Genomic DNA, 16,799 nt, shown 5'->3' on the forward strand with positions numbered 1-16,799 from the left:
GGATACAATCATTACCGATGAGTAACTTCTTTTCCTCGGTGGACCAGGTGACCGACCGGCTGACAGCCGCCGGTTACCTGCCGTCCCTCGATATCGCGACCGCGGTCTTCCTCGCCGACCGCCTCGGCAAGCCCTTGCTGATCGAGGGACCGGCGGGCGTCGGTAAGACCGAGCTCGCCAAGGCTGTCGCCGCCGCGGTGCGCGCCGAGCTCATCCGCCTGCAGTGCTACGAGGGCGTGGACGAGGCCCGTGCCCTATACGAGTGGAACCACGCCAAGCAGCTGCTCCGGATCACCGCCACCTCCGGCGAGGACTGGGACAGCACCCGCGACCACGTCTTCACCGAAGAATTCCTGCTCGCCCGCCCGCTGCTGGCCGCCATCCGCAATCCCGACCCCACGGTCCTGCTCATCGACGAACTCGACAAGGCCGACGTGGAACTCGAGGGCCTGCTGCTGGAAGTCCTCGGCGACTTCCAGGTGAGCATCCCCGAACTCGGCACCGTCACCGCCGTCCGCAAGCCCTTCGTCATCCTCACCTCCAACGCCCACCGCGACCTGTCCGAAGCGCTGAAACGGCGCTGCCTGTATCTCCATATCGACTATCCGACAGCGGAATTGGAGAAGGCGATCGTCGCGCTTAAAGTTCCCGAGCTGGACGCCGCGCTGGCCGAACCGGTGGTGGCGACGGTGAGCGCGCTACGGCAGCTCTCCCTGCGCAAGGCGCCTTCGATCGCCGAAACCGTCGACTGGGCAAGAACTTTGGTCGCTCTGGGAACGCGGACGCTGACCGGCGGTGTGGTCCGCTCGACACTCGGGGTGCTGCTGAAGTACCAGTCGGACCATCGCATCGCCATCGATCGGCTCGGTCTCGACGACCAGGCAGACGGCAGCGTGCAGTGATGAGCCCTTCGCGCTTCGTTCCCACGAGCGCTCGGCTCGTCGATTTCGTCACCCTGCTGCGTGAGCACAACATTCACGCGGGTCCCAGTGAAACCATCGACGCGGCAGCCGCGATCGTAGCCCTCGGTGACGCCGACCCCCGCGTCCTGCGCGCGGGTCTGGCCGCCTGCCTGCTCCGCCGCAACGGCCAACGCAAAGTCTTCGACCAACTCTTCGACCTGTACTTCCTCGGCGTCTCGCTGCCACCCGCCAGCCCGAGCGAGAACGCCGAAGACCTGCGTGAACGTTTGATCGCCACCCTCGTCCAGGGCGAAGACACCGCCGAACTGGCCCGCGAAGCACTCAACACCTTCGGTGCCTACGGCGGTGCGGGGGAGAGCGCGGGCCGGGTCTCCCAGGCCTCCGGTGCGGGCTGGTCCTCGTACCTGACCATGAAATCGCTACGCCCGGATGAGATCTCCGAACAGCTCGCTCAAACCATGGGTGGCACAGGGCAGTTCGACACGGCGGTGCGCACCATCGAGGCCCGCCGACGGGTCGACCGGTTCCGTACCGATGTGCAAACCGAGGCGCGCCTGCGCTCGGCCGAATTGCGCGGCACCGACTACATCGCCCGCCGCGGTGTCGAGAACTCCGCGGACCGCACGGATTTCCTCGGCGCCCGCGAACAGGACCTCGCCGAGATGCGCCGCCTCGTGCACCCACTGGCCCGCAAGCTCGCCACCCGACTGGCGGTGCGCCGCAAGAAGGCGGTCCGCGGCCAGATCGACCTGCGCCGCACCCTGCGTCGTTCCATGGCTACCGGTGGTGTCCCGGTCGATCCGGTACTGCGCGCCCGCAAGCGCGGCCGCCCCGACCTCGTTGTGCTGGCCGATGTCTCGGGCTCGGTGAGTGGTTTCGCCGAATTCACCCTGCAATTGGTGCAGGCCCTGCAGGACCAGTTCAGCAAGGTCCGCAGCTTCGGCTTCGTCGACACCTGCGCCGAGATCACCCAGTACTTCACCCCCGGCGAACCGCCGCCGCCGGGCTTCGCGCAGAACATCGTGCGCGAAGGCGGCGTCGCCCGGTTCGGATCCAGCAATTACGGCGAGGTCCTCCAGGGTTTCGTCGACCATTACCTCGACGCTGTCGGCCCACGCACCTGCGTGCTGATCCTCGGTGACGCCCGCACCAACCGCACCGACCCGAATCTCGCCGCGCTGCAGGCGATCACCGAGCGCGCGAAGGCGGTCTACTGGCTCAACCCGGAGCCGTCGCGCTCGTGGTCGACCGGTGACTCGGCCGCCGAGGACTACACCGAGATCGTCACCATGCACGAATGTCGCAATGTCGCCCAGCTCGCCGAGGTGATCGGCAGACTGCTGCCCGCCTGATTCAGCGGTACTTCGTGGTGCCCGCCGAGGTGCGCGAATTGCTGACGAGTTTGGCGAAGCACTCGTCGACGGGGATCGACCTGGCGTCACACCAGGCATTGGCCGAGTCGGGATCGCTGTAGGTCGTTCCGGCCAGCGTTATCCACCATCCCTGCAGGTCGAACGTGGCCCAGTCGTCGCTCCAGACCAGTCGCGCCCCGGGATACTGGGCGCGCATCCGTTGATGTTGGGCGAGGATCTCGCTGCTGGTCCAGTTCACCATCTGCCCGTCGACGTCGGGCGCGACCAATCCCGGCTGTTTGGCCGAGAGCTGAGGCACCCACCGGTTGGCCACCCCCGCGCTGACGAAGGGCTGGTCGGCATCGGCTTGTGCGCGCAAGGTATCGAGAGCCTGGGCTTGGAGGTCTATGGGGGCGGGCGCCGGGACAGGGGCAGGCACCGGCACCGGTGCCGAGGCCGCAATGGTCGCGGCGGTGGGGGCAGGGGCGGCGGTCGAGGAGTTGCGGTCACGTTGCAGAACGATGATTCCCACCGCGATCACGCCGACTCCCAATGCCATGACAACCACCAGTGCCCCCAGAATCCACGGCCACGGTGACGGCCGTTGCGGCGGTGGCATGGCTTGCTGGTATCCGGGATAGCCGGGATAGCCCATGTTCGCCTCCGCTCTCGCAGCGGCCGAACGGTCCCCATCAGGCGCTCGGTCGCCCGTGCCTGCTGAGCAGTCTATGACTGTTCAGCAGGCCATTCGGCTTCCGTTGCGCAACCGACATCCGTATCTCAGGCGCTCAGCCGCACGACGGCGTACTCGCGCCCGGCCTTGGTCTGGTACTTGTCGTAGCGCGGTTGGGCGGTGGTGATGCGTTCCCAGGCGGTTGCCCGCTCGGCACCGTCGAGCACGTGCGGTGTCACCGCGACGGTATCGCCGCTGGGTAGCTGGACGGTTGCCTGATCGGCGTTGGCCATCAAATTGAGGAACCAGTCGGGGTGACCGTCCTTGCCGCCGGAGGCGACGAGCAGCCAGGACTCGTCCTCGCCGGGGAACCAGGAGATCGGGGTGTCGCGCGGCTGGCCACTGCGGCGACCGACCGTGTGCAGGATCAGCACATCCATCCCCATGAAGGTGCCTTTGCCGCGGCGGATCTTGCGGTTCATCCGCGCGTTCATCCGGTGCTGCATCCAGCGAGAGAATCCGCTGTGTGCATTGCTCTCGCTCGCTTGCTGATTCGAAGACATGGTGACAGTTCCTTTCACAGGGAGGGGGAGCCTCAGCCCCAGGCGCCGGCGATCTGACGGGTGCTGGCGTTGAGCCGGTTGAACATGTTGGTGACACCGATCATCAGCACGATCGAGGCGAGCTGCTTCTCGTCGAAGTAGCTGGCAGCGCTGTCCCAGATCTCGTCGGTGACCGCGTCGGGACGGTCGGCCATCCGCGTGGCGGCCTCGGCGAGCTCGAGGGCGGCCCGCTCCTCCTCGGAGAAGAACGGGGTCTCGCGCCAGGCGACCACGGTGGCGAGGCGGTCTTCGCTGACGCCCGCCTTGCGCGCGGTGGTGGTGCCACCGAGAACGCAGGCGCTGCAGCCGTTGATCTGGCTCACCCGCAGGTGCACCAGTTCCAAGATCTCGCCGTCCACGCCACCGGTCTCCACGGCCTTGAGCACCTGCTGGATCGGGCCCATCGCGTCGGTGAGGATCATGGCCGGGTTCTTCATCCGAGACTGCATGTCGTTCTCCTTGTTCGCTCTTGTCCGCTGCTTGCGGTGTGTCTCAATAACAGCCCGTGCGACGGTGGAAAAGAATGGCTGTGGGACACTGTGGGACAGCGGAAAACGGCCCTGACCACCGGCTTGTCGGTCGTGAGATTTCTGGTGCAGGCCGGGACAACGGGAGTGGAACACGGTGGTTGTGCAACAGCAGACGGCACGGGCATACCCGCAGGACGAGCTCGCTTCGCGGCTGCGACTGATCCAGGAACTCTCCGGCCGTGGCGTGCGCGCCCTGGCCCGCGACACCGGCCTGAGCTCGTCCTCGCTCTCGCGCTACCTCAGCGGCCAGACGGTCCCGCCGTGGCTCGCGGTCCTCGAGCTGTGCCGCTTGGTCAAACGTGACCCACGCCCGCTGCGCCCGCTCTGGGAGCGCGCCAACAACCCCCTGCCCGCTCCGCCGAAGACCAGCCGTCAGCCCGCTCCGCCGAGCCCACCGGCCGACGCCCCACCTCCGCCACGCAACGACCTGCCCCGCGACGTGCCCGACTTCACCGGCCGTGAGCAGGCACTCGCCGACGTGCTCGCCGCCGTCCGTGCCGACCGCGTGGTCGCCATCGACGGCATGGCAGGCGTCGGGAAAACCTCCCTCGCCGTGCACGCCGCGCATCAACTCACCGCCGAATACCCTGACGCCCAGCTGTATCTCGACCTCCACGGCTTCACCGACGGACGCCAACCGCTCGACCCCGACGCCGCCCTTCGAGCGCTGCTGGCCGCCTTGCAGGTGCCTTCGGAGAAGGTGCCGCAGGACGGGGAAGTCGAACTGCGAGCGGCCTGTTGGCGTTCGGAGCTCGCCCGGTTGCGCGCTGTGGTCGTGCTCGACAATGTCGCCGATGCCGCGCAGGTCAGCCTCCTGTTGCCGGGCGCGGGCGAGTCGGTGGTCATCATCACCAGTCGCAACCGGTTGCTCGAACTCGATGAGGTCCCGCCGGTGACCCTCGACGTGCTCACGCCGGAGGAGAGTGCCGAACTGCTGGTGCGGGCCAGCGGCGACGCTCGCGTCGGACGGCTGGCCAAAGAGCCCGAGCAAGCCGCCGAAGTGCTGCGCCTGTGCGGCAACCTACCCCTGGCACTGCGCTTGGCGGCCGCTCGACTTCGGCATCGCCCGGGCTGGTCGGTCGGCATCCTCGTGGAGCGAATGGCCGAGGGCGCCAGCGAATTCGACACCGCCTTCGGCATGTCGGTGCGTCAGCTCAACCGCGACCAGCGCCGCCTGTTCCGGCTGCTCGGCCTGATCCCCGGCTCCACGTTCACCGACTACGTCGCCGCCGCCGTGGCCGACGTCTCGCTGCGCAGCGCCCGCACCATGCTCGAAGACCTCCTCGACGCGCATCTCGTCCAGCAACCCGCCGACGGCCGCTACCGCCTCCACGACCTGGTCCGCCAACACGCCCGCACCGCCACCTTCGAACACGACACCCCCGCCGACCGCGAACGCGCCCTGCACCGCATCCTCGACTACTACGTACACACCGCGGCCGCCGCCGACACCGCCATGCCGTTCCTGTCGCCGACCCGCCCCGTCTCCGCCGGTTCGCCGCCCGCCGAGCTACCGCTTTTCCCCGGTCGTGACGCCGCGTTCTTCTGGTTCGTCGCCGAGTACACCAACCTGATGGCCGTGTTCTATGCCGCCGTCGAAGCCGGTGCCGACACCCACGTGTGCGAACTGCCACGTTTCATGCGCGCCTTCTTCGCCCGCCGCTGCGGCACCACACATCTCAACGCGCTCTTCGAGCAATCCCTCACCGCCGCACAGAATCTCGGCGATCCACGCCAACTTGCCGAAGCGCACAGCGACCTGGGTTTCGCCCGCTACAACGCGGGCCGCATGACCGAAGCGGCCGCCGCCTACGCCGCCGCCGCGCCCCTGGTCGTCGAAGTGGGTGACCCGCTGCCCCGCGCCGAACTGACGATGCGCTGCGCCCAATTACGCTGGGACGAAGGCAGTATCGAAGAACCGCTGGAACTGTTCCGGCAAGCCCGCGACCTCTACACCACCGGCGGTTGCCCGACCAGCGCCGCCGACGCCATCGCCGGCGAAGCCTGGGCCATGCTCCAGTTGGGTCAGCGCGACCGGGCCGCCCAACTGGCCCGCGAAGCCCTCGCAATCCCTACCGTCAACCCGTCGCTCCAGGCCCAGATCACCCTCGGCGTGGCGATCGCGGCCGACGAGCCCGAAGAAGCCCTCGACCACCTGAACCGCGCCCTCGCCCTCGCCCGCGAAGACGGCCACAAACACAACGAAGCCTGGTGCCTGAACTGCCGGGGTGTCGCCCTGCGTGAAATGGGTCGCTACGAAGAAGCGCTCGCCAGCCACCGAGAAGCCTTCGCTCTCTTGGACGCCCTCTTCGAAGACCACTGGAAGATCCACTTCCTCAACAGCTACGCCGAAACCTGCCGTCTCGCAGGACTATCCGACGAGGCCCTCGACCTCTATCGCCAAACCCTGGCCCTGGCACCGGAACTGGGCCACCGCTTCGAGGAGGCGACAGCCCACCAGGGCATCGCCGACGTCCTCGACGCGACGGACCCGGCTGCCGCCACCGAACACCGTGCGGCAGCCGAGTCTCTCTTCGCCGACATCACCCCATCGACTTCGCTCCATCCAGCGATTCCCGGATGATGTCGGCGTGGCCGGAGTGCTGGGCGGTCTCGGTCATGATGTGCATCAGCGTGCGGCGTGCGGTCCAGCGTCCGCCGGGCTCGAACCACGGCGCCTCCGGCAGGGGCTGACTCACGTTCAGATCGGGCAGGGTGCGCACGAGCTCATCGGTGCGTGCGGCCACCTGCTCGTATTCGGCCAACACACCCTCGAGCGTGTCGCCGGGCAGCATCCGGAAGATTTCGCCCCACTGCGCGATCTGCTCCTCGGTCATCGAGGAGAAATCGGGGGCTTGCGCGGGCCCGTCGAGGATGAAACCCGCCCAATTCGCTTCCACCGCGGCCACATGCTTGATCAGTCCGCCCAGACACAGCTCGCTGGCCGTCGTGCGCAGACCCGCCTGCTCGTCGGTGAGATCGCGGACCGTGAAGCGCAGGAAGTGCCGGTGCTTGGCGAGCATCTCGAGGATGTCGGTGCGCTCGGTGTCGATCTGGATGCTGCTGGTCATGAGCGGATCCTTTGCTTGTCGGTGTGGTGAAACCCAAGGTAGAACCCATTGCGGCCAGTTTCTGTCCGCAATTGCGAGATAATCGGAATATGGCCGATACGAGCGCACGCACCCTCCGACTGCTGTCGCTGCTGCAGACTCATCGCTATTGGCCCGGCACGGAACTCGCTGAGCGCCTCCGTGTTTCGGCCCGCACCCTGCGCCGCGACATCGACCGCCTCCGCGAACTCGGCTATCCGGTCGACGCCCGCCCCGGTGTCGACGGCGGCTACCAACTGGCCGCGGGCGCCGCCCTGCCACCCCTGGTCCTCGACGACGACGAAGCGGTAGCCATCACCGTCTGCCTGCAAGCAGGCTCCCAGGGTGCGGGCGACGGCTTGGCCGAACCCTCCATCCGCGCACTCGGCAAATTGGTCACCGTCCTACCCACCCGCCTACGCCGCCGCGTCGACGCCCTACGCGCCATGACCGAATCCTCGGCCTGGACCGCCGTCCCCCTCTCCGACGTTGACCCCGCCGTCCTCACCGATCTGGCTCTCACCTGCCGCCGCGAAGAACGCCTCACCTTCACCTACACCGCCGCGGACGGCCGAACCAGCACCCGAGAAGTGGAACCCCACCGCCTCGTCTCCCAGGGCCGCCGCTGGTACCTCGTCGCCTACGACCTCACCCGCCACGACTGGCGCACCTTCCGCGTAGACCGCCTCACCGCCTCCGCGACCACCGGCACCCGCTTCCGCCCCCGCACCCTCCCGGCCCCCGACGCCGCCACCTTCGTCCGAAACGCCATCGGCGCCCGCCGATCCGGCTACACCGTCACCGCCGAGATAGAAGCCCCCGCCACCGACGTCCACACCCGAGTAGGCCGCTGGTGCACCATCACCGCCCTCCCTGACAACCGCACCCACATAGAACTGACTGTCGACGAGCTAGACTGGCCGATCCTGTTGCTGGGCAAGGTAGGAGCGGATTTCCGCGTTCTCGGCCCACCGGAACTGGTTACGCAGCTGCGGGAGTGGGGGAGCCGCTTCACCCGCACTCAGCCATGAATTCGCCCCGTCTGCGTCGGCGCGCTATACCTAACTCATGAATCTGTCCCAGCTGAGCTCGGCGATCGAGACGGCTGTCGCCCAGCACCTCAACGAACTCGGCAAGGCAGCCGGGTTGCTGCCCTTGACCTGGTTCGTCGCGCCGTCGGTGACCAGCGATGACAGCATGGAGGCCGTCCTGTCCGTCGAAGGTCAAGCCGGTAGCCATCTTTCGCAGCACCCGGGCCGGGTGGTCGATCAATGGGCCAACGTCCTCGGACTACGCCGGGTGCTCTCTCCGACCCTCGGGGTACACGCGGTGGAGGGTCTCCTCGAGCCCCAGCCGGGGGAATATCGGTTCGAGATCCGGATCTGGGGTGTCGTCGACCCCGCTGTGCTGCACGCCCAACGGGATTGGGGCCGATGGCAGGGCTGACCCGGGTCAGCCGCGATACCGCCCCTTCTGCCTTCGCTGATAGAACAGCAGGTCCACCTCCACCGGCTCGACCAATGCCGTGATCTCGGCCAGCCTGGTGTCGTACCTGAGCTCGGTGATGCACCGATGCAGATAGGCCCGCCGCTCCGGCCCCAACTGCGCCCAGATCGCTCCGAACCGTGACTGTCCCCGCTCTCCGGAAACTGCGACAAGATCGAGTAACGCAGGCCAGCAACCAGTTTCGGTCGCCCGCGCGGGCAACTCGGCCACCGCCGACTCCGAGAGCAAAGCCAGTGCGTACCCCACAGCGCTCCTGACATCGTCGTCCATTCGCGACATCAACGTGAACAGCCCACGCCAACTCTCCGCATCCTCACGCCCGTCCATCGGCGCGACCAGATCGACCCCCACATCCGGATCTCTGAACACCGGATTACCGACCAACGTCCACAGCCCCAACGGCGTGAGATACCCCGCCAGCGTGAGGAATTCGGGCACCGCGCCGAGCGCCAGCGCGTTGCGCACCAGTCGCGCGACATCACCGGGCTGCGCACTCCCGAACAGAATGTCGCCCACCCGGCGGATCACATCGGGCGCGCACCTCGAAAACACCGACAGCGCAGCATGTTGCAGGTCGGAAGGACCCGACAACACCGTCTGCGCCATCCGCGGAACCCGCTTGTGCGGCCCATCGAGCAGCTGACGAATAACCGCACTCAGTACGTCCACGTCATAGGAAAACGCCGCCGAGAAGATCAGCCCGGCGTCATCCCGCACCCCCACCTCGACAGCGGCGAGCACTTCCGGTGTGGCACAAGCCAAGAACGGACCAACCGTGATGAAGTCGCGCCGCCGCAGCAGCTCGTTGAGGATCTCGACGATCGGCCCCGGCGCCATCTGATCGACCAACTGCTCGATGGCCCGCGGATCGAGATAGGGCGCACAATCGGCCGCATACCCCGCATCGAGCAGCATCAACGTCTCAGCGGCCTTGCCCGGATGATCCAGCCCCACCGACCCCGCCGCCCGCCCCGTCATCATCGGCGGAATCAGCTTCTGCACCAACGGAATCGACATGGTCAACGGAATGAACGGCACCAACGAACTGATCCGCCGAAACGTCTCCGTGTGCTGATCGAACAACACCCCCGAAATCTGCTGATTCAGCGCATGCAACCGATCGGCCCCGAGATACCGCAGGTGGTCCAACCGCTGAGGATGGACATGCAACGTGCGAGCCAACAGAATCAACTGCGCCCGAGTAATCAGGTCGGTCATCTGCCGCCGAACATGATCTTCTTCGTCACCCGACGCAACGGCCGGGGCAACGCAGAGACCATCGAATCGATGGACTTGTCCAACGCGGCCGCCTCGAACGTACTCGCGGCCCTCATCAACTCGAACAGATCCCGAGCCTCATCCGCCGGCAGCTGCTCCAACGCGGGCAGTGTCTCCGGCAAGCCACCTTCACGGTCACTTCTGACAGTCATGCGGCTCCTGGGTAACCCGATCTCTACTCCGAGGGTCCCCCTTTCCGCTGTCGCGCGCTACGACTTCGCCGAATCACTGTGCATGACAACGAAAACCCCAGCCCAGGTACATGTAAACCGACGTACCACCTTGTATGGCGTACGACATGGAGAGGTGCATGATTGGTTCCGAATGACACAGCCCTCGCGTAAATTCATCACGATGTCGCGTACACCGACCAGCCGGGCACTTCTGTAACGAGCGGCCGCGGTCGGCGGATCCTCCTGTGCGACAGTCTTCGACGACCGATGGTGGGGCACGGGTGGAAATAACGGCAGATTGGCAGTTCGACGTTCCGACCAGCGGTAGCAAGTACCTACCCCCGGACGCTCGCTATATGGAGGCGCTGACGAGCCAGGGCTACGGGTTCGAAGCAGCCGTCGCCGACCTCGTCGACAACTCGATCGACGCAGGCGCGAAAGACGTGGTCGTGCACTTCCTGCGCGATGGTGACAACCTGGTGAGCTTGCTGATCATCGACGACGGTCGAGGCATGTCCGAAGCCGAACTCGATGTCGCCATGACGGTCGGCGGGCGTCGCGACTACGCACCGGATGCGCTGGGGATGTTCGGCACCGGCCTGAAATCGGCGTCGCTGAGCCAGGCCTCGTCGGTCACTGTGGTCAGCCGGACGAGGAGCAGTCGGCCGGCCGGTCGGCGGTGGGCGATGGAAAAGGCCCGCACCGGTTTTCAGTGTGACATCGTCGAGCCCAGCTATGCACAATCGCTGATCGACCGCTATCAGGGTTGTCCGATCACCTGGCAGGGCACGGTGATTCGCTGGGACGGCGTGAAGGACTTTCCGCAAAACGTCGGTGCGGGCCAGACCGGCCGGTATCTGGATCGCACCATCGCTCGTCTCGGCCTACATCTCGGGCTGCAACTGCACCGCTTTCTCGACCGCCCTGACTTCAACATCACCATCGCTGTCGAAGACATCCGCACCGGCGACATCTACGCCAATTTCGGGGTGGTGGCGTTGAATCCGTTCGGCTACTCGGTGTCGGGCCACCACGAATACCCGCGACGTTTCGCCGCCGAGTTAGCCTCGTTCGGCCGGATGGAACTCACCGCGCACATCTGGCCACCGAAATCCTCGCTCAGCGAGTACAAAGCAGTCGGCAGCGTGCTCGAACGCCAAGGTTTCTACTTCTATCGCAACGGGCGCGTTGTGCAGGCAGGCGGTTGGAACAACTTCCGCCAGCCCGAACAGCACCTGTCGCTGGCGCGCGTCGACGTCGACCTACCAGCCGATTTCGGCGACACGTTCCGGCTGACCGTGAAGAAGGAAGGCGTCGAGGTCTCGCCGGAGTTCGTCGAAGCTGTCGAGGAGGCCGCCGATGACCAGGGCAGGACCTTCAGCGACTATCTCGCCAATGCCCAGCGGATCTACCGCGAGGCCAGGCAGCGCGCGGGTGCGGTCCGCAAACCGGTGATCCCTCCCGGGCGAGGTTTCGCCCCCGCTGTCCGCGAAACGTTCGACGAAGAGCTGCCGTCGTTGCAGGGAGAGGAGCCGGTCAATATCGAATGGCGCAAGCTCTCCGACGAGGTCTTCTTTGAGATCGACCGCGAAACCCGCACCATCGCCTTGAACCGCCGGTTCCGTTCGGCGATCCTCGGTGGTCGGCGCGGCAGCCTCAACGACGCCCCGATGATGAAGGCGCTAATGTATTTCCTGCTGCACGAGGTTTTCGGCAAGGAATACAACGGTCCGCGCACCAAGGACAATCTGGTGCTGTGGCAGTCGGTGCTGCTGGCCGCCGCCCGCGCCGAGCTCGACCAGGTGGACGCGTGAGCGAGGAGTTGGCCACGGCCAGGCTGGAACTGCATCGGGCGGTGCTCGGCGAGATGTCGGGCACACGACCAACCCGACTACTGCGGTCGATGCGCTACCAGGCAGACGAGCTGCCCGCGGCCGAGACGTGTGCCAACGAGGAGGACTTCCGCGAGGCGCTGTTCGCGGCGCTGCCCGCAGATCCGCTGGTCGCGATGTGGCGAGCCCAGTTCTATCAGTGGGATTTCGCGGTGGCACCGTCCTGGTCCGACGCCGCACCCCGGACCGAAGAACGCCGGGCGCACCTCTACACGCGGCTCGCACTCGATCCCGCGACAGCCAAACTGCTGGAAGCCAACGCGCCGATTTCGACGCTGCCGCGGCCTGTGGTGATCGGTGCGAAATTCGAACCCTGGTATCACCTGCGTCCGCGGCAGATGTCGCGGCACAGCCGTGAGGGCTACTGGAACAACTACCGACTCTCGCTGGCGACTCGGCATTGGTCGCCGGAAGCGATCGCCGATCTCGATATCGCAACCGACCACGTCGTCGAACGGCTCGCCGACCCGACCAGTGTGACTGCCTACCAGACAAAGGGTTTGGTGGTCGGCTATGTGCAGTCCGGTAAGACCGCTAATTTCGCCGGCGTCATCGCCAAGTCGATCGACGCGGGCTACCGCCTGGTGATCGTGCTCAGCGGCACTCTCAACCTGCTGCGTGCACAGACTCAACGCCGCCTCGACATGGAACTCGTCGGCCGCGAGAACATCCTGCGGGGCGCCGCCGACTACGAATCCGACTACAGCGACGACCCTGCCTGGATCCAACGCCGCTTCCTCGAATTCGGTGAATTGCCGTCGATCATGGGCGGTTTCGACATCCACCGAATGACGACCAGAGACAACGACTACCGCAGCCTGCAGCAGGGGATCTACGCGCTCGAGTTCGAGAAGCGCGAACCCTCGCTCCCGCTCTACGATCAGGCGAACCTGCACCTCGCCGCGGCCCGGCTGATGGTGGTGAAGAAGAACAAGTCGGTGCTGACTAAGCTAGTCAAGGACTTACGCAAGATCAAGACCCCGCTGGCCGAGATCCCCGTGTTGATCATCGACGACGAGTCCGACGAGGCGTCGATCAACACCACCCGCGCCAAACCGGACACCGAACGCACAGCCATCAACCAGTGCGTATCCAATCTGCTCACCATGCTGCCGCGCGCCCAATACGTCGGCTATACCGCCACCCCGTACGCCAATGTCTTCATCGATCCCAGCGACGCCACGGACATCTTCCCCAAGGATTTCCTGCTGTCGCTGGCTCGCCCGACCGGGTACATGGGTGCCACCGACTTCCACGATATCGACTCCGAAGTTCCCGAAGACGAACGCACATACCGCAATTCGAACGAGATGGCTCATGTCCGCGATGTGGTGGTAGCCGACGAAGACGACACCGAACCACTGCGCAAGGCTGTCGACATGTTCGTCCTCGCTGCGGCGATGAAGGTCTATCGCGAGGCGAACGGACTCGGCGACGGCTACTTTCAGCATCACACCATGCTGATCCATGAGTCCAGCTGGGTCGCCGACCATCGTCACCTGTTGGCGCGTGTTACCCAAGTATGGTGGGACGCAGACTATTCCGGCCCCAGCGGCCACGCCCGACTCCGGGGGCTGTTCGACACCGACGTAGCCCATGTGTCCGCGGCGCGTGCCGAAGGCTATCCGGTCCCAACGACTTTCGAGGATCTGCGCCCACACATCAGCCCCGCGGTCATCCGCATCGGTGGCGACCAGAAACCGATCATCGTCGTCAACGGTGACACTGCCGTGGAAACCGGCGAGGCCGACTTCGACAAGCGCGCGATTTGGAAGATCCTGATTGGCGGCCAGAAACTCTCCCGCGGCTTCACCGTGGAGGGACTCACGGTCTCCTACTTCCGCCGCCGCGCGGCCAACATGTCCGCACTGATGCAAATGGGCCGCTGGTTCGGCTTCCGACGCGGCTACCGTGACCTGGTCCGCCTCTACATCGGCCGCGACGAAACCGGCCCCGGTAACAAGGGCATCGATCTCTACCAAGCCTTCGAGGCCACCTGCCAGGACGAGGACGCCTTCCGCGACGAACTCGAGCAGTACGCGGAGACCGTCGACGGCGAACCTCAGGTGACCCCCGCCCAGGTCCCACCCCTGGTCTCCCAACACCTCCCGCTGCTACCGCCCACCAGCAAGAACAAGATGTACAACGCGCGTCTTGTGGAAGTGCGCTCACCGGGCCGCTGGCGCGAACCCACCGCCTACCCGACCGCCGTCGCCGACCTACGCCATAACGTCACGACCTGGCAACCCATCTTCGACGTATTGTCTACCCACACTGACGAATTCGCCTACCACTTCCCCGACGGCCAGCAAAGCCACCTTCTCCGCGCTCACCACGCGATCATCCCTGCCACAACTTTTCTCGCCCTAATCGACACGGTGCGCTGGCGCGCCTCCCGTCAATTCGCCCCCGACCTCGAATACCTCCGCTCGATCACCGCTGACGGCAGCGTCACCGACTGGGCCGTCCTCGCCCCATCCCGAACCTCCCACGACGACCGAATCCGCCTCGGCACAACAACTCTCCCGCGCTGGCACCGAGCTCGCCGCCGTGACCCTCTCTTCGGAGCCATCAGCTACAACTGGCACCGCACCATCGCCCGCCGCATCGCAGACGCCCTCCCCGACTCGACCGACCCCCGCACCGAATCCCTCGTCGCACCCCGCCGAGGAGCCGTGCTCGTCCACCCGGTCATCGAGCCGCACAACGTCACCGACATCCGCCCCGACGGCACCATCGACGCAGGCAAGCTGGTGATTACCTTCGGTTTCGTCGCACCGTCGACGGCCCGGGGCCGGGATTCACGGGCTGTGCGGTTCACGACAATCGACGCGGGGAGCGAGAGTGTGATCGTCGATTCAGAGGAGTAACCGTACCTCCGATTCAGTCGGGCGAGTACCCGAAACTCAAGCGGGGAGCCGAAGAGCGGAGGGAGTGCGGGCACCCCGGGTACTGCAAGGTGCGGATGCACCCTTGACGCGAGGTCCGCCGGTCAGTCGTCGTCAAGGTCATTTGGTCACGCATGTACGAGTGCCGGGTATCACTCGGCGAGGCCCAGGACTGGGACAGAGCCAGGAACCTTAGGAAAGCTGTGGTAACCACGGTGGAGCCAGTCCGAGTCGGCCCTACCGGGAACTTCTCTGTGTCATCGGAATAGGTTGCACCAGCCCCCTGACTGGCGACGACTGCGCGAGTCCCGCCGCTGACATCGCTGTTCAGTTCACTGGACGAAGTGGCGACTTGATCAGTAGGCCGTTGCCGCAGCGAGGGCGGGCGAGTTCGATCTCGTGATGGCGGTTCCACCGACGTCACCGTCAAAAGGCTCACCTGAGCTGGGGTCGAGCGTTCCACATAAGATCGCTGGATGAACGTATCCAGGCCGGGTGCCCCAGGCGCCGATATCGAAATGGTCGACCTCTTCGCAGGGCCGGGCGGTCTCGATGTAGCGGCCCATTGGCTGGGCGTCTCGACGATCGGAATCGAGACCAGTTCGGAGGCGTGCGCCACTCGCGCCGAAGCGGGCTTGCAGACCGACCAGGCCGATGTTCGAGATCGGGATCCCGATTTCTACCCCAGCGCCAAGTTCCTGGCAGGTGGGCCTCCTTGTCAGACCTACTCGGTGGCGGGATCGGGTGCAGGCCGCGATCGCCTGCACCAGGTCCACAGGTTGATCGGCAAAATGCACCGCGAGGGATACGAGGCTGTCCGCGCCGAGCTGGCGAGGATGCAAGATGTGCGGACGGCGCTTGTGCTCGAACCACTTCGGTGGATTCTCGCCGCGGACAAGGCAGGAAGCCCATATGAGGCGGTCGTCCTCGAGCAGGTGCCGACAGTGCTGCCGCTGTGGTTGGAGTATCGAGCCGTCCTCCGTGCAATGGGCTACTCGGCGGATGCGAGGGTGTTGTGCGCCGAAGAATTCGGGGTACCGCAGACACGTCGTCGTGCGATCCTCATGGCGGTGAAGGACCGCGAGCTCGTCTGGCCGGTAGCTAGCCATCAGCGGTATGTCCGTGGCCAGCGCCCGGGGGGGGAGATACCACTCCCTTGGGTGTCCATGGCGGAGGCGCTGGAGCGAAAGGACAAGTTCGAGGTGGTATCGAACTATGGCTCAGGGGGGCGCCCCGAGGCTCGAGGGCGGCGCCGGTACGACGAACCTGCGTACACAGTGACCGGCAAAGTGTCGAGAAATCGATTCGTCGACCTAAAAGACGAATACGTCGGTCATGTCTCGATCGAGGACGCCGCCCGACTGCAGACGTTTCCACGCCGCTTTCCATGGTCGGGTCGAGATTTGTCGCAGCAGGTCGGTAACGCGATCCCACCAAGGTTGGCTGCGCACGTCCTCAGTGCGGCGATCTTTTCGAAATGCCCTACGACCGAGTCTCTCGATGCTGCAGTAAGGACAGACTGGGCGACGACGGCTCGAAAGCAGGCCAGGAGTATCGAACTCTACGAGACTGCTGGGTGCGAGGACTTGAGGTTGAGGGACCTTCGAGAGCTGGCTCCAGTAACCGGATAGCACATGACCTCGGTAACAAATCGGCACCCAAACGGGTGATGAGTCAACGGTCCACCCGGCGATCACGGCGAGCGAACGGCTCCCGCCGGTGTCACCGAGACTGAGATACCACAGCAAATTTGAAGTGATCAGGTTCTGAGTCGGCAGATCGAGGTGGGAAGTCAGCGGACAGGGTCGATCCGACCGTGGAGTCACGGCAGGAGATGATGGGAGCGCGGGCACCACAACAACTTTCGATGATCCAGGCTTAAGTAATCCCACC

General features: G+C 65.5%; 14 protein-coding genes. 8 read left to right on the forward strand and 6 right to left on the reverse strand.

Features of this window, described 5'->3' with window-relative positions:
* Nucleotides 1–17: 17 nt before the first annotated feature.
* Entirely contained in the window at nt 18–902 is an 885-nt protein-coding gene (locus IBJ82_RS01010; protein ID WP_194824089.1) for a MoxR family ATPase, read from the forward strand.
* The gene (locus IBJ82_RS01015) at nt 902–2,275 is read left to right on the forward strand and encodes a VWA domain-containing protein (RefSeq protein ID WP_194824090.1); all 1,374 of its coding nucleotides are present in this window, start codon (nt 902–904) and stop codon (nt 2,273–2,275) included. The genes IBJ82_RS01010 and IBJ82_RS01015 overlap by 1 nt, the downstream gene beginning before the upstream one ends.
* Nucleotide 2,276: 1 nt before the next feature.
* Here the strand turns inward: IBJ82_RS01015 and IBJ82_RS01020 are convergent, their stop codons facing one another.
* From IBJ82_RS01020 to IBJ82_RS01030, 3 genes are all read right to left on the reverse strand, one after another.
* Complete coding sequence (locus tag IBJ82_RS01020) at nt 2,277–2,930, reverse strand: hypothetical protein (protein WP_194824091.1); 654 nt, start codon at nt 2,928–2,930, stop codon at nt 2,277–2,279.
* 125 nt (nt 2,931–3,055) lie between these two features.
* Entirely contained in the window at nt 3,056–3,511 is a 456-nt protein-coding gene (locus tag IBJ82_RS01025) for a nitroreductase family deazaflavin-dependent oxidoreductase (RefSeq protein WP_194824092.1), read from the reverse strand.
* A gap of 32 nt (nt 3,512–3,543) precedes the next feature.
* A complete protein-coding gene (locus IBJ82_RS01030) occupies nt 3,544–3,999 on the reverse strand; it encodes a carboxymuconolactone decarboxylase family protein (protein ID WP_194824093.1) in 456 nt (151 codons plus the stop codon).
* 175 nt (nt 4,000–4,174) lie between these two features.
* Between IBJ82_RS01030 and IBJ82_RS01035 the strand changes: the two genes are divergently transcribed.
* Nucleotides 4,175–6,664 (forward strand): tetratricopeptide repeat protein, encoded by a 2,490-nt coding sequence (locus tag IBJ82_RS01035; protein WP_370585091.1) that lies wholly within the window; start codon nt 4,175–4,177, stop codon nt 6,662–6,664.
* On the opposite strand, the gene IBJ82_RS01040 is transcribed toward IBJ82_RS01035, so the two are convergent.
* On the reverse strand, nt 6,624–7,151 hold the full coding sequence (locus IBJ82_RS01040) for a DinB family protein (RefSeq protein ID WP_194824094.1): 528 nt from the start codon (nt 7,149–7,151) through the stop codon (nt 6,624–6,626). The genes IBJ82_RS01035 and IBJ82_RS01040 overlap by 41 nt on opposite strands.
* Before the next feature lie 89 nt (nt 7,152–7,240).
* Here IBJ82_RS01040 and IBJ82_RS01045 point away from each other — a divergent pair, with 89 nt between their 5' ends.
* Complete coding sequence (locus IBJ82_RS01045) at nt 7,241–8,200, forward strand: YafY family protein (protein WP_194824095.1); 960 nt, start codon at nt 7,241–7,243, stop codon at nt 8,198–8,200.
* A gap of 37 nt (nt 8,201–8,237) precedes the next feature.
* Nucleotides 8,238–8,615, forward strand: coding sequence for a hypothetical protein (locus IBJ82_RS01050; protein WP_194824096.1), 378 nt, complete (start codon nt 8,238–8,240; stop codon nt 8,613–8,615).
* A 6-nt stretch (nt 8,616–8,621) separates the two neighbouring features.
* Here IBJ82_RS01050 and IBJ82_RS01055 read toward each other — a convergent pair whose 3' ends face one another.
* Together IBJ82_RS01055 and IBJ82_RS01060 are read right to left on the reverse strand one after the other, a co-directional pair.
* A complete protein-coding gene (locus IBJ82_RS01055) occupies nt 8,622–9,893 on the reverse strand; it encodes a hypothetical protein (RefSeq protein ID WP_228536383.1) in 1,272 nt (423 codons plus the stop codon).
* Nucleotides 9,890–10,105 (reverse strand): hypothetical protein, encoded by a 216-nt coding sequence (locus IBJ82_RS01060; protein ID WP_056812051.1) that lies wholly within the window; start codon nt 10,103–10,105, stop codon nt 9,890–9,892. The genes IBJ82_RS01055 and IBJ82_RS01060 overlap by 4 nt, the downstream gene beginning before the upstream one ends.
* A 302-nt stretch (nt 10,106–10,407) precedes the next feature.
* Between IBJ82_RS01060 and IBJ82_RS01065 the strand changes: the two genes are divergently transcribed.
* From IBJ82_RS01065 to IBJ82_RS01075, 3 genes are all read left to right on the forward strand, one after another.
* Complete coding sequence (locus IBJ82_RS01065; protein ID WP_370585092.1) at nt 10,408–11,940, forward strand: ATP-binding protein; 1,533 nt, start codon at nt 10,408–10,410, stop codon at nt 11,938–11,940.
* Nucleotides 11,937–14,888: a Z1 domain-containing protein gene (locus tag IBJ82_RS01070; RefSeq protein ID WP_370585093.1), complete on the forward strand. Its 2,952-nt coding sequence runs from the start codon at nt 11,937–11,939 to the stop codon at nt 14,886–14,888. The genes IBJ82_RS01065 and IBJ82_RS01070 overlap by 4 nt, the downstream gene beginning before the upstream one ends.
* Nucleotides 14,889–15,382: 494 nt before the next feature.
* On the forward strand, nt 15,383–16,537 hold the full coding sequence (locus tag IBJ82_RS01075) for a DNA cytosine methyltransferase (protein ID WP_194824097.1): 1,155 nt from the start codon (nt 15,383–15,385) through the stop codon (nt 16,535–16,537).
* Nucleotides 16,538–16,799: the final 262 nt, after the last annotated feature.

It is taken from the genome of Nocardia sp. XZ_19_231 (assembly GCF_015355705.1).
GTDB lineage: Bacteria > Actinomycetota > Actinomycetes > Mycobacteriales > Mycobacteriaceae > Nocardia > Nocardia salmonicida.

What these genes read in the sequence shown, in the direction of transcription:
- IBJ82_RS01010 (WP_194824089.1), top strand. Translation starts at nt 18, where the DNA reads ATGAGTAACTTCTTTTCCTCGGTGGACCAGGTGACCGACCGGCTGACA.
- IBJ82_RS01015 (WP_194824090.1), top strand. Translation starts at nt 902, where the DNA reads ATGAGCCCTTCGCGCTTCGTTCCCACGAGCGCTCGGCTCGTCGATTTC.
- IBJ82_RS01020 (WP_194824091.1), bottom strand. Translation starts at nt 2,930, where the DNA reads ATGGGCTATCCCGGCTATCCCGGATACCAGCAAGCCATGCCACCGCCG.
- IBJ82_RS01025 (WP_194824092.1), bottom strand. Translation starts at nt 3,511, where the DNA reads ATGTCTTCGAATCAGCAAGCGAGCGAGAGCAATGCACACAGCGGATTC.
- IBJ82_RS01030 (WP_194824093.1), bottom strand. Translation starts at nt 3,999, where the DNA reads ATGCAGTCTCGGATGAAGAACCCGGCCATGATCCTCACCGACGCGATG.
- IBJ82_RS01040 (WP_194824094.1), bottom strand. Translation starts at nt 7,151, where the DNA reads ATGACCAGCAGCATCCAGATCGACACCGAGCGCACCGACATCCTCGAG.
- IBJ82_RS01045 (WP_194824095.1), top strand. Translation starts at nt 7,241, where the DNA reads ATGGCCGATACGAGCGCACGCACCCTCCGACTGCTGTCGCTGCTGCAG.
- IBJ82_RS01050 (WP_194824096.1), top strand. Translation starts at nt 8,238, where the DNA reads ATGAATCTGTCCCAGCTGAGCTCGGCGATCGAGACGGCTGTCGCCCAG.
- IBJ82_RS01055 (WP_228536383.1), bottom strand. Translation starts at nt 9,893, where the DNA reads ATGACCGACCTGATTACTCGGGCGCAGTTGATTCTGTTGGCTCGCACG.
- IBJ82_RS01060 (WP_056812051.1), bottom strand. Translation starts at nt 10,105, where the DNA reads ATGACTGTCAGAAGTGACCGTGAAGGTGGCTTGCCGGAGACACTGCCC.
- IBJ82_RS01075 (WP_194824097.1), top strand. Translation starts at nt 15,383, where the DNA reads ATGAACGTATCCAGGCCGGGTGCCCCAGGCGCCGATATCGAAATGGTC.